This is a genomic window from Clostridium sp. 001, from assembly GCF_019056555.1.
Taxonomy (GTDB): Bacteria; Bacillota; Clostridia; order Clostridiales; family Clostridiaceae; genus Clostridium_B; species Clostridium_B ragsdalei.
This window is the reverse complement of record NZ_CP020473.1, coordinates 400,100-413,766: the sequence shown is the minus strand read 5'-3', so window position 1 is coordinate 413,766 and position 13,667 is coordinate 400,100. Positions and strand designations below refer to the sequence as shown.

The 13,667-nt window shown below is 34.1% G+C and carries 12 protein-coding genes; all 12 read left to right on the top strand.

What is annotated here, in order from left to right; translation table 11 throughout:
- Positions 1 to 26 precede the first annotated feature (26 nt).
- The 12 genes from B5S50_RS01825 (at position 27) to B5S50_RS01770 (ending at position 13,635) form a co-directional block, all read left to right on the top strand.
- Entirely contained in the window at positions 27 to 710 is a 684-nt protein-coding gene (locus tag B5S50_RS01825) for a hypothetical protein (RefSeq protein WP_217302925.1), read from the top strand.
- A complete protein-coding gene (locus B5S50_RS01820) occupies positions 698 to 1,897 on the top strand; it encodes an acetyl-CoA acetyltransferase (RefSeq protein WP_217302924.1) in 1,200 nt (399 codons plus the stop codon). The genes B5S50_RS01825 and B5S50_RS01820 overlap by 13 nt, the downstream gene beginning before the upstream one ends.
- A gap of 2 nt (positions 1,898 to 1,899) precedes the next feature.
- Positions 1,900 to 2,241: a Zn-ribbon domain-containing OB-fold protein gene (locus B5S50_RS01815; RefSeq protein WP_217302923.1), complete on the top strand. Its 342-nt coding sequence runs from the start codon at positions 1,900 to 1,902 to the stop codon at positions 2,239 to 2,241.
- Between the two features lie 125 nt (positions 2,242 to 2,366).
- Positions 2,367 to 3,203, top strand: a complete 837-nt coding sequence (locus B5S50_RS01810) for a xanthine dehydrogenase family protein subunit M (RefSeq protein ID WP_217302922.1) — start codon at positions 2,367 to 2,369, stop codon at positions 3,201 to 3,203.
- Positions 3,204 to 3,205: 2 nt separating this feature from the next.
- Complete coding sequence (locus B5S50_RS01805; protein WP_217302921.1) at positions 3,206 to 3,673, top strand: (2Fe-2S)-binding protein; 468 nt, start codon at positions 3,206 to 3,208, stop codon at positions 3,671 to 3,673.
- A 1-nt stretch (position 3,674) separates the two neighbouring features.
- Positions 3,675 to 6,023 (top strand): xanthine dehydrogenase family protein molybdopterin-binding subunit, encoded by a 2,349-nt coding sequence (locus B5S50_RS01800; RefSeq protein ID WP_217302920.1) that lies wholly within the window; start codon positions 3,675 to 3,677, stop codon positions 6,021 to 6,023.
- A gap of 82 nt (positions 6,024 to 6,105) precedes the next feature.
- Entirely contained in the window at positions 6,106 to 7,431 is a 1,326-nt protein-coding gene (gene uraA / locus B5S50_RS01795) for a uracil permease (protein WP_217302919.1), read from the top strand.
- A gap of 40 nt (positions 7,432 to 7,471) precedes the next feature.
- Positions 7,472 to 8,428: a carbamate kinase gene (gene arcC / locus B5S50_RS01790; RefSeq protein WP_217302918.1), complete on the top strand. Its 957-nt coding sequence runs from the start codon at positions 7,472 to 7,474 to the stop codon at positions 8,426 to 8,428.
- 105 nt (positions 8,429 to 8,533) lie between these two features.
- Positions 8,534 to 9,472 carry a 3-hydroxyacyl-CoA dehydrogenase family protein gene (locus tag B5S50_RS01785; RefSeq protein WP_217302917.1) on the top strand — a complete coding sequence of 313 codons (939 nt, stop codon included), beginning with the start codon at positions 8,534 to 8,536 and terminating at the stop codon, positions 9,470 to 9,472.
- 186 nt (positions 9,473 to 9,658) lie between these two features.
- A complete protein-coding gene (locus B5S50_RS01780; RefSeq protein ID WP_207644799.1) occupies positions 9,659 to 10,225 on the top strand; it encodes a class I SAM-dependent methyltransferase in 567 nt (188 codons plus the stop codon).
- Between the two features lie 60 nt (positions 10,226 to 10,285).
- A complete protein-coding gene (locus B5S50_RS01775) occupies positions 10,286 to 10,765 on the top strand; it encodes an S-ribosylhomocysteine lyase (protein WP_063556345.1) in 480 nt (159 codons plus the stop codon).
- Positions 10,766 to 11,430: 665 nt separating this feature from the next.
- On the top strand, positions 11,431 to 13,635 hold the full coding sequence (locus tag B5S50_RS01770) for a DNA topoisomerase III (protein ID WP_065078072.1): 2,205 nt from the start codon (positions 11,431 to 11,433) through the stop codon (positions 13,633 to 13,635).
- Positions 13,636 to 13,667: the final 32 nt, after the last annotated feature.

Here is a 13,667-nt window from a genome sequence, read left to right as displayed (position 1 = left end):
TGAATTAAATAGAAAGGATGTTGAAAATGATAGTAGATAAAATGGAACAAAGTTTAAGACCAGTTGAAACACCATTGGCACAATATCCGCCAAAGGTAATAACTATGGCTAGTGGAGATAAATTAGTAATTCGTCAAATTAGAAGGGATGAGGTTCCTCATATATTAGAAGCAGTTAAACCTCTAATGACAGTAGAAAAAGATTTTTATGACATAGTTGCATCTAGAATATATTCAGAATTATTAGGATATTACAGATATAGAGTTAAGGATGAGTATTGCTTAATTGGAACTATAGATGGAGTTATAGTAGGAATTGTTAATGGTCGTACTGTTGATGATAAGGTTGGAATGTCTTATCATACTATGACATTAAGACAAGGACTTAGAATAGGAGCACAATTATTTGCAGCTAAAATGGAATACCATCTTGATATCTTAAAGCAAGAAGAAGTTTGGATAGTTGCAGAAAGTCCAAATGGATTTAAAAGATGGATGATTGAATATGAATTAGAATCAAGACCAGAAATATGGCACGAGTTAGGAGGCGTACCAACGTATGTATTAACTAGGGCATTATGGGAAAAACATAAGGCTGATAAATTAGCTGGACGACGTCCAGTAAGTGCTGAACTATTAAAGACTGCTGAAAACCCAATCCTCCCAGAAACTTATGCTCAGATTCCGGGATATAAAAGATGCGCGAAGTAGGAATTGTTGGTGTTGGCCATACTAATTTTGGTAAATTTTCAGGGGGGACTTTTATCGATATGATTAGTATGGCAGCTGTAGAAGCACTTGATGACGCCGGCGTTAAACTAGCCCAGGGACAACATGGAATAGATCAAGTTTTTGTAGCTACAATGGGAGCTGGTATATTAAATAAACAAAGTGGTATTGCATCTGCACTTGTAGACACTTTGAATTTAAGACCAGCAATGGCTGAAACTGTAGAAAATGGTCCTGCATCGGGTGCTTCAGCAATAAAACTAGGTTATATGGCAATTGCCAGCGGAATGTGTGATGCTGTTCTCGTCGTTGGTGGTGAAATGATGAGAGTTGTCAGTGGATGGGAAGGCACAGACTTTGTTGCTACCATGCTTCATCCTGAGGCAGAATATAATTATGGTATAACGCTTCCAACGCTTGCAGGAATGTTTACAAGATTATGCATGGAAAAATACGGAATTACAGAAAAGGATTTAGCAATTGTATCAGTCAAAAATCATGAAAATGCACTGCATAATCCGGTAGCTCATCTTCATATAGTACCAAATCTTTATGCAATTACTGAAGATGAAGATGCCGGCATAGTTAATCCCTATGTGGCTTCTCCACTTAGATTATACTCAGTTTGTCCAGTTTCAGACGGTGCAGCAGCAGTTTTGCTGTGTGCTATGGATAAAGCTGATAGATTTGCAAAGAAACCAGTTAAAATTGCTGGAATTGGTCAAGCTACAGATACACATGCAGTATCAGAAAGAGAAGTACCTACAGATTTACTTGCAGTAAGATTGGCAGCACAAAATGCATACAAAATGGCAGGATTAAAACCTGAGGATATTGATGTAGCAGAACTTCATGATGCATTCCAGATACTTGAAATTGTAGAATCTGAAGAAGTTGGTTTCTTTAAGAGGGGTGAAGGCCACATAGCAGCTAGAAATGGTGAAACAAAAATTGGAGGTAAGATTCCAATAAATACATCAGGAGGCTTAAAGGCAAAAGGTCATCCACTTGGCGCAACGGGAGTTTCACAAGTTGTAGAAATTGTAAAACAACTGAGAGGGGAAGCAACCGGACGTCAGGTAAAAGATGCTAAGACTGGGCTCGCTGTAAACTTTGGTGGATTTGGCAATAATGTTGTAGCAACAATACTCACAAAGGAGGCGGAGTAACTATGGATGAAAAAATGTACGCTTACAAATGTACAGTCTGCGGGAAGCTCCACCATCCAAAGCATTTTGTATGTAAAAAATGCGGTAATAGATCATTTGAAGAAGTTCCACTAGAAGGTGAAGTAACACTTTTAACTTACACAAAAGTATATAATCTTCCTGAGGGATATATGAAACCGTATTTATACTTTGGTATAGTTAAATTTGAAAATGGTCTCACAGTAAGCGGCCAACTAGAAGTAGATAACCCTGTAATAGGAATGAAACTTATATCAACAGTAGGAGTTGTCAAAGAAGGCACAAATAATGATTGCTATGGGTTTATTTTTAAAGATATAAAATAGTAAGATAAATAAAGAACACTAGTGGTTTAATTATTAAAACACCCTTGATAATATAGCATGATTATACGTAAATGCATAATATTTTAGGGGTGTTTTGTGAGTATTATTAATTAGGAGGAATAAAATTGCAAGATTTTCAGTATATAAAGCCTAAAAATTTAGAAGAAGCTTTAGAACTGATAGATAAATTTGGAAAAGAAGCCAAAATGTTAGCTGGCGGCACAGATGTAATAGTTGGTCTTAAATGTAATGTAGTACATTGTAAATATCTTGTCGATATAAAAGGTATAAATGAACTAAGCGGTATAGAATATAATGAGGTTGATGGATTATCTATTGGTTCCCCGGTTACTCTAAATGAGATAATTGAATCTGATAAAATTGGACCAAGTTATAAAGTGTTAATTGATGCTTCTAAATCTCTTGCTAATGCTTTAATAAGAAATAGAGCTACATTAGTTGGAAATATATGCAATTCATCACCTGGAGGAGATATGCTTCCAACTTCACTTGTGTTAGAAGGGAAAGTTTGCGTTTCATCAGTAAATGGTAACAGGGAAATACCCCTTAAAGATTTCTTTACTGGAGTTAAGAGAAATGCCTTGAAAACAAATGAAATGGTGACAAAAGTTATTTATCCACCAATAAAAGGAGAAGGAAAATTTATAAAGAAATCAAGAATAAAAGGACATGACCTTTCACAAATAAGTGTTGCTGGATATTTAAAGGAAAATGGAGACTTGAAAATTTCATTAGGTGCAGTTGCACCTACACCGATTTTAGTTGAAGATTTTGGTAACTATAAAAATAAAAACCTTATAGCAGATAAAAATAAAATTGCTGATAAAGTTATGAGTAAAATTAATCCAATTGATGATGTAAGAGCAACGAAAGAGTACCGATTAGCAATGGCTAGATATTTAACTTGTGAAATTCTAAAGCAGCTAGGGGAGGGAAAATAAACATGATGGAAAAGATACATTTGTTTGTTAATGGAGAAGAAATTTTTGAAGAGATACCTTCAAATAGCACCCTACTTTGGTTTTTAAGAGAGAAACTTGGATTAACAGGAACTAAGGAAGGATGCGGCGCAGGGGAATGTGGGGCTTGCACCGTTATTTTAAATGGAAAAGCTGTTAACTCTTGTTGTGTTATGGCATTAGAAGCTGCAGAGGGAGAAGTACAGACAATTGAAGGTGAAGCAAAGAATGGAAAATTGTCAAAACTTCAAAGAGAATTTATTAAGCATAACGGACTTCAATGTGGTTTCTGTACTCCTGGAATGATAATGTCAGCTAAAGCATTATTAATTAGGAAACCTCATCCTAAAAGAGATGAAATTAAAGAAGCTATGCAGGGAAATCTATGTAGGTGTACAGGTTATGAGGCCATTATAGAATCTATTGAAGCAGCATCAAAGGATGGTGAATAATATGGACTATAACTATGTAGGAAAAGGAATCCCTAGGATTGATGGAATAGAAAAAGTTACTGGGGAAGCACAGTATGTTCAAGATATAAGCTTTAAGGGCATGCTTTATGCAAAAATCAAAACAAGTCCCTATGCACATGCATTAATTAAAAGTATTAATACAAGTAAGGCTAAAAAATTACCTGGAGTAAAAGCAGTTTTGACTGGCCATGAGGCTTATCAGAAGCTTGGCATATATATTGTTGATAAACCAATACTCGCCGTAGATAAAGTAAGATATTTTGGCGAAGCAGTTGCAGCCGTTGCAGCTGTTACTATTGATATAGCCGAAAGAGCAATAGATCTTATTGAAGTTGAATATGAACCTTTGCCAGTTTTACTAGATGTTGAAGAAGCAGTAAAACCTAATGCTATTTTAGTCCATCCAGATTTAGGAAATTACAAAACTATTCCAGATGTATTTTTCCCAGAGGCAAATACAAATATATCAAACCACTTTAAGTTAAAAAAAGGTGATATTAAAAAAGGGTTTAAAGAATCGGACTTAATAGTTGAAAATAAATTTTATGTACCTCAAATACTTCATGTTCCAATGGAAACTCATTCAGTAATTGCAAAATGGGGTACTGGTGATAAAATAAAAATTTGGAGCAGTGCACAGTCACCATTTACACTGCGTAATTTGTTTAGTATTGCTTTAAATATCCCAATGGAAAATATTGAAGTTATAGTACCATATGTAGGTGGTGGTTTCGGAGGAAAAGCAGGAATTCATCTTGAACCATTAATTGCACTCCTTTCCAAAGCTTCAAACGGAAAGACAGTAAAATTTGTAGCAACAAGGGAAGAAGAAATATCAACGCTGCCTTGCAGACAGGGGCTAGTTGCTACAATTAAGACAGGAGTTAAAAAATCAGGAAAAATTGTAGCAGAAGAAATTGAATATCTTTGGGATGCAGGAGCTTATGCAGATTACGGTGTTAATATCACAAGAGCTACTGGTTATTCTGGGGCAGGTCCATATGACATAGAAAATGTTAAACTAGATTCCGAAACTGTTTATACGAATCATCTATTTGGTACAGCATATAGGGGATTTGGACACGCAGAGATTTTCTGGGCTATTGAAAGGCAAATGGAACTGGTTGCTAAAAAATTAGGTATGGACTCACTTGAGTTTAGGCTTAAAAATCTATTAAGACCAGGATCTATTACTATAACAGGTGAACCTATTCATGAACAATCTGGAAACGTTATCAAATGTATAAAGACTGTAGCCGATAGAATAGGATGGGGAAAACCTAAATCAGAAGAAGAAAAAGCATTAGAAAAGAAAACGGGTAAATATAGGGGCAAAGGTATAGCTGTTCTGCATAAAGCACCTGCAATGCCGAGTAATGCAGCTACATCAGCTATTATTCAAATGAATGAGGATGGATCTCTGCGATTTAATATTGCAGGTATAGATATGGGACAGGGTTCATATACAGCAATGGCTCAGATTATTGCAGAGAGACTTCATTTACCTATTGAAAAAGTTCATGTAGTATTTGAAACAGATACGGATGAAGCACCATATGATTGGCAGACGGTAGCAAGTCGTATGACAATACTTGCAGGTAATGCCGTAATTGAAGCATGTAATGATTTAAAGGAACAAATTTTTGATATGGCAGCAATTGTATTGCGTGCAGCTAAACATGATCTTGTACTTGGCGATGAATGTGTTTATGTAAAACAGTTTCCAGAAGAAAAAGTATACTATAGTCAAATTGCAGTGGGATACACGTATCCAAATGGAAACGGAATCGGTGGCCCACTAATTGGCAGAGGCAATAGTATAGCTCAAGGGTTAACAATTTTAGATCAAGAAACAGGACAGGGAAGACCGGCTTTAGATTGGACTTTCGGTGCTCATGCTATGGAAGTTGAAGTAGACACTAATACAGGAGATACAAAAATTATAAAAATTGTAACAGCTATAGATGTAGGCAAGGTTATTAATGAAATGGCAGTTAAAGGACAAATAGTTGGTGGAGTTGTTCAAGGAGTGGGAACGGCTATTTCAGAAGAACTTAAATATAACAAGGAAGGCAAATTATTAACTAAAAGTTTTGTCGATTACAAAATTCCAACAATGCAGGATTTACCAGGCTGTATTGAGGTCCACTGCATTGAAACTCCACAACTTGATGGGCCATACGGGGCAAGAGGATGTGCTGAACATCCAATGATATCTATAACATCTGCTATGGGAAATGCTATTGCAGATGCTACAGGAGTTGAATTGTTTGAAACTCCATTTACAGCCGAAAAAGTATATAAAGCATTAAATGAATGTAAGCACTAAATTTGATTTATTTCGGTGCAATATTATATATTTAATGATACTGCACTGAACTTAAATAAATAATTTATAGGAGTGTTAATTTATGAGACGTATTGTAGGAATTCATGAAAAGCTACCAGTACTTGAGACTATACCTCTTAGTTTTCAACATTTGACAGCTATGTTTGGTGCAACTATCTTGGTTCCATTACTACTAGGCATAAATCCAGCGATTTGCTTGCTTATGAATGGTATCGGTACATTGGTTTATTCTTATTTTACTAGAGGCGGAATTCCAGCATATTTAGGTTCAAGTTTTGCATTTATTGCACCTACTCTTTTAATTATTGGCTCATTTGGTGGAGTTAGTCACGCTCAATCTGGATTTATCTTTTTTGGTTTATTCTTTATCATAATGGCCCTCATTGTGAGGAAATTTGGAATAAAATGGATTGATGTGGTAATGCCTCCGGCTGTAATGGGCGCAGTAGTTGCTGTCATAGGACTCGAACTTGCTCCAACAGCAGCAATTCAGGCAGGACTTGCTCCAGCTGCAACAGCAGTTGGTAAAGTAGTTCAGCCATATGTTGCTGACCCTCGTGTTATTGGAGTTGCTATGTTTACATTGGCTGTTGGAATATTTGGTTCAGTTTTATTTAGAGGATTTGCACAGGTTATACCAATTCTTATTGCTGTTATTTGTGGTTATCTTCTTGCATTTGCAATGGGGATGGTTGATACAAAATTAATTACAGCTGCAAGTTGGTTCCAGATTCCTCATTTTTCAGCACCTGTATTTGATATCAATGCTATATTTATAATTGCCCCGGCGTGTCTTGTCGTGCTTGCTGAGCATATAAGTCATTTAATAGTTACTGGCAGAATAACCGGTTCAAATCTATTAGAGGATCCAGGACTCTGGAGATCACTTCTTGGAGATGGTATTAGTAACGTTATTTCAGGTTTTACAGGATCAACACCAAATACAACCTATGGTGAAAACATAGGAGTTATGGCTATAACTCGTGTTTATTCTGTATGGGTTATTAGGGGAGCTGCTATTCTTGCAATTATTTTCTCATGCTGTGGTAAAATAGCTGCTACTATACAAGCAATTCCTGGACCTGTTATGGGCGGAATTACAATGCTTCTTTATGGATTAATAGCTGTCCAAGGTATTAGAATGTTTGTTGAAGAAAAAGTTGACTTTAGTGTAAACTATAACATGGTTTTAGGTGCAATTACATTTGTTGTTGGTGTAAGTGGAGCTAGTGTTACAATTGGAACAGTACAATTTAAAGGTATGGCATTTGCAGCTATAGTTGGTATTTTATTATCAATTTGTTTCTATATTTTAGGAAGATTAGGAATAATGAATGAAGAATACAAAATAAGATTTGATGACAAAAACAAAAATATTCAAGCATAAACACAATAAGAATTAATACGGAATTTCGGAGGATATAAATATGTTAAAAATTGTTGTCAGTCTTGGAGGAAATGCACTTCAGAAAAACCCAAAAGATAAATCGGCAGAAGCTCAACTTAAGACATGCCAGGACACTGCCCAATCAATAGTAGATCTTATAGAAGATGGAAATGAAATTATTATTACACATGGAAACGGTCCACAGATAGGACAGATTATTTTTGCATATGAGAAATCACAAAGAGAAGACGCATTAAATCCCATTATGCCTTTCCCTGAATGTGGTGCTATGAGCCAGGGATATATTGGGTATCACTTGCAGCAAGCATTAAAACAGGAGTTAAAGAGGAGAGGAATAAGTAAACAGGTTGCAACAGTTATTACACAAGTTGTAGTTGACAAAGACGATTCAGGATTTAAGAATCCTACAAAACCAATTGGGTCATTTTTCACGAAGCAGCAAGCTGAAAAGCTTATGAAAGATAACGGATACTCAATGAAAGAGGATGCAGGCAGAGGCTGGAGACGTGTCGTAGCATCACCAATGCCAAAATCTATTGTGGAAGATGAAATTATTAAAACACTAGTTAAATCAGGACATGTAGTAATAACTGTAGGAGGCGGCGGAGTCCCAGTAATTGAAAAAGATGATGATACAATTGAAGGAGTTGCAGCTGTTATTGATAAAGATTTTGCATCAGAAAAAGTTGCAGAAATAATTGATGCAGATATTTTGTTAATATTAACTGCAGTTGAGAAGGTTGCAATAAACTTTAATAAAGACAATCAAAAAGACCTATTACAAATGGACACAGGAGATGCTCATAAATATATTGACGAAGGACAATTTGCATCAGGTTCAATGTTACCTAAAGTGAGGGCTGCTGTCATGTTTGCTGAATCAAAGAAGGGCAGACAGACTATTATAACTTCTCTTGAAAAAGTTAAAGAAGCACTTCATGGTAAAACAGGAACAGTAATAACTAATAAACAGTAAAAATTAAAAAATGAACCGGTGATTTCAATGTTAAATGAAATTACTGGTTTTTATTTAATGAAATAAAAAGCAATTTGCAATTATTATGTTAAGGGGAGCGGGAATATGAAAATTAAAACTGTATCTATATTAGGTACTGGAACAATGGGACATGGAGTAGCATTATTATGTGCCCAAGCAGGATTAGATGTATTATTGTATGGAAGGTCAGATAAAAGTTTAAACAAAGGAATGAAAAGTATAGAATCAAGTTTGGAATTTTTTAAGGAAAAAGGTAAATTGCATAACAAACAACCAGAAGAAATCCTATGTAAAATAAAATTTGTTAAAACAATTATAGAGGTGGCTCAAAGTGCTGATTTAGTAATTGAATGTTTAGCAGAAAATTTAGAGCTTAAACAAGATATTTTTAAAAAGTTAGATGAAATTTGCCCTAACGATACGATTTTATCGAGTTGTACGTCAGGACTATTACCAACAGATATAGCTAAGAGTACAAAACATCCTGAAAGAGTAGTAGTTGCTCATTTTTGGAATCCACCACAATTAATGCCTCTTGTAGAAGTGGTGCCTGGTGAAAGAACATCAGATGAAACAATGAAAATAACTATGGAATGGGTTGAATTTATAGGCAAAAAAGCTATTAGAATGGAGAAAGAATGTCAAGGCTTTATTGGAAATCGACTTCAGCATGCACTTTTAAGAGAGGCTTTATATATAGTAGAGCAGGAATGGGCAAAACCAGAAGAGGTTGATAAGGCTATTGAATATGGACTTGGAAGAAGACTCCCTATTACAGGACCAATTTGCACTGCAGATTTAGCAGGGCTTGACACAGTTAATTCAATAGCTTCTTATTTATTAAAAGATCTTTGCAATTCAAATGAGCCTTCCAAGTTACTTAAAAGCAAAGTTAAAAATGGAGAATTAGGAAGTAAGAGCGGACGAGGATTCTACAATTGGGCACCAGATATTTTAGAAAAGAAACAGAAAGAACGAGCAGAATTGCTATTTTATTTTCTAGAAAGAGATACAAGAAAATAATTACTAGAAGAGGTAGATACATGATATTTATGGGATATTTAGGTATAACAACTGGACTAATTAAGACTTAGGAAAAGGATAATACTAAAGGAATGCCTGGGCTTTTATAGTTACAAATTAGATGTATAATATTATATAGAAATGATTACTACAATATTTTAGTAAAGGTTATGGAGCTGGTACTTGATGCAAAATTATTTTACAAATGCAGTTAATATAGCTAGGAATATATGTAAAAGAAAACTTAATAAAGGCGATATAGCAGTGGATGCTACTATGGGAAATGGAAATGATACGGAACTTCTAGCAGAACTTGTAGGAAGCTCTGGGAAAGTTTATTCTTTTGATATACAAGAAGCTGCCATCCAAAATACAAAGGAAAAGTTAATGGAAAACAATGTATCTGAATGGGTAAAATTAATACATGATGGTCATGAAAACATGGACAAATATGTAAAAGATAAAGTGAATCTCGTTATTTTCAATTTGGGGTATTTGCCTAAAGGGAAACATTCTGTTACAACAAAATCAGCAACTACACTAGTCGCACTTAAAAAAACTTTGAATTTAATATGTAAAAATGGAATAATAATTTTAGTTGTATATTACGGACATAAAGAGGGAAAGTTTGAAAAAGAAGAACTGGAGAAATATACAGAAAAATTAAATCAGAAGGAATATAATGTAGTTAATTTATGTTTTACAAATCAAGTTAACAATCCGCCTATGATCATTGCAATTGAAAAGAGATAATTGTTTGACGCAAAAGGATATAAATGCTAATATACAATTAGTTTTAGGAGGCGATAGGCAATGGAAAAAATTGCAAGTTTTACAGTTAATCATTTAAAATTACAGCCAGGTGTTTATGTATCAAGAAAAGATAAGTTTAAAGATGTAGTCCTGACTACTTTTGATATAAGAATGACAAGACCAAATTTTGAGCCTGTTATGAATACAGCAGAAGTTCATACTATTGAACATTTAGGTGCAACTTTTTTGAGAAATCATAAAGTGTATGGATCTAAAACTGTGTACTTTGGACCTATGGGGTGTAGGACAGGCTTCTATTTAATACTAGAAGGAGATTATAAGTCAGAAGATGTAGTAGATTTACTTAAGGAAATGTATAAGTTTATTGCAGACTTTGAAGGAGATGTGCCTGGAGCAGCTGCAAAGGATTGTGGAAATTATTTAGATATGAATCTTTCTATGGCAAAATATCTGGCAAATAAATTTCTAAAGGAAGTTTTAACAAATATCACAGATAAAAACTTAAATTACCCAGACTAATGTTTAAATATATATATTAAACAAAAATCAACTTATACTACGTATAAGTTGATTTTTAATTAGACTAACTTAAAAATTTAAACTTATACATGAAATGTAATGACAAAATTGAAGTTATACTTAAAAGCCTTATTTTGCAGTTTAAGCAAAGCTTTTAAAAAGAACAAAGTTTAAATAACAAAGAACAGATAAAGACGATTTCTATCATACCTCAGGAAATCTATAATTTTAATATTTTCTGACGTTAGGAAGAAAATTATCCCTAATTTGATATTTGAACTTTGTTCTTTAAAAATATCGCATGAGTTGACTTTCAAGTTATAAATTCTATATATGAGAAGTCTGAACCTATTCAGGCTGCTCAACTTGTAAAGAGGTATAATAAATCGTATAATATGAAATAGAAGTTTTTACAATATAGTAAATTTTAAACCAACATTGTTTTGTATCTAATAGATAAGGCATTTTCAAAGAAATAACTAGTCAGTATGCTAGCCTATTTTCTATCATACTGCGTCGGTAGAACCCTTAGATAGGATTTACTATCTGCGGAACCTGCCTCCTTGTTTGATAAAAAATATTCGTCGCATCTTTGACTTGTTATTTTCTTTCAAATGCCTAAAGACAAATATAATGATATTAATAAAGCATGAAAGGAAATAAATATGGGTAAAATATTGGTATTGGCTGAAAAGCCTTCTGTAGGAAGAGAAATTGCGAGGGTCTTAAAATGTCGTAAAAAAGGCAATGGATGGTTAGAAGGGGAAAAGTATATTGTGACTTGGGCATTGGGCCATTTAGTTACTTTAGCAGATCCAGAAGCTTATGATGATAAATATAAAACTTGGAAGCTAGAAGATCTACCAATGCTTCCTAAATATTTAAAGCTTGTAGTTATAAAACAAACTGGCAAACAATTTAATACAGTAAAGGAACAATTAAATAGAAAAGATGTAACAGAAATTGTTATTGCTACAGATGCTGGAAGAGAAGGGGAACTAGTAGCAAGATGGATAATTGAAAAGGCTAGAGTAAATAAGCCTATAAAAAGACTTTGGATTTCTTCTCAAACAGATAAAGCTATTAACGAAGGCTTTAGGAATTTAAAACCTTCATCACAATATGATAACTTATATAGGGCAGCACAGTGTAGGGCAGAAGCAGATTGGATTGTGGGACTTAATGTTACAAGAGCATTAACTTGTAAGCATAATGCTCAGCTTTCAGCAGGAAGAGTTCAAACTCCAACTCTAGCTATGATTGTTCATAGAGAAGAGGAAATTAAAAACTTTAAACCAAAGGATTATTACAGTATAACTGGAAATGCTAATGGATATACTCTTCAATGGCAAAATGGTAATGGACATTTTAATACTTTTGATGAAGACTTTGCAAATAAAGTAGTATCAAAAGTTAATGGCCAAAATGGGAAAATACTTGATGTAATAAAAAGCGATAAGAAAAAATATGCACCAGCACTTTATGATTTAACAGAGCTTCAAAGAGATGCTAATAGACTTTTTGGTTACTCTGCAAAGCAGACACTCTCTATAATGCAAAGATTGTACGAGAATTATAAATTTTTAACTTATCCAAGAACGGATTCAAGATATATTTCAGCGGATATAGTACCTACGCTGCCAGAGAGATTAAAAGCAATATCAGTAGGAAATTATAGCAAATTTGCCATGGAGATTATGAGAGGGAAAATAAGGGCACATAAGGGCTTTGTAGATGATAGTAAGGTTTCAGATCATCATGCTATAATTCCAACAGAGGAAAGAGTTATTCTTTCAAAGTTAAGTAATGAAGAAAGAAAAGTGTATGACTTAGTAGTTAAGAGATTTTTAAGTGTTATGCTTCCTCCTTTTGAATACGTGCAAACAACTGTAAAGGCAGAAGTTAATGGAGAAATCTTTGCAGCTAGTGGAAAGGTAATTAAATCAAAAGGATGGAAAGCTGTATATGATAAGGATGAAGACTTTGATGATAATGATGGGATGCATGAAAATCAATTAAAGGAACAGGTACTTCCGGACTTAAATAAAGGAGATAGTATAAAGCTTACAGCAGTTAAAATGCATAAGGGACAGACTAAGCCGCCTGCGAGATTTAATGAAGGAACGTTGTTATCTGCCATGGAAAATCCACAAAAATATATTAATATGAATAAGGAATACGCAAAAACTCTTGGAGAAACAGGTGGACTTGGAACAGTTGCTACAAGAGCTGATATAATTGAAAAATTATTTAATACTTTTTATGTAGAGAAAAAAGGTAAGGAAATAATCCCAACTTCTAAAGGAAAGCAGGTTGTGGAATTGGTTCCAGAAGATTTAAAATCACCACTTTTAACTGCAAAATGGGAAACTGACCTGAATTTGATAAGTAAGGGAAAACTAAATGATAAAAGCTTCATAGGCAATATGAGGAATTATTCAGTAAAGCTTGTGGAAGATGTAAAATCCAGCAGCGATAAATTTAGACATGACAATTTATCAGGAGCTAAATGTCCTGAATGTGGTAAATATATGCTTGAGGTAAATGGAAAGCATGGAAGAATGCTTGTATGCCAAGATAGGACTTGCGGCCATAGAGAAAATTTAGCAAAATTAACTAATGCAAGATGTCCTGAATGTCATAAAAAATTGGAACTTAGAGGACATGGAGACGGCCAAGTTTATGTTTGCATAAATAATAATTGTAATTTTAGAGAGAAGGCATCATCCTTTAATAAAAGATTTGATAATAAGCAAGGCAAGAACAGTAAAAGAGACGTAGCAAATTATATGAAGAAGATGAAAAAAGAAAGTGAAGTTCCAATGAATTCAGCTTTAGCGGATGCATTAGCTAAATTGAAATTAAAATAATAAAGGTTATTTTATTATTTAGCATAATCAGA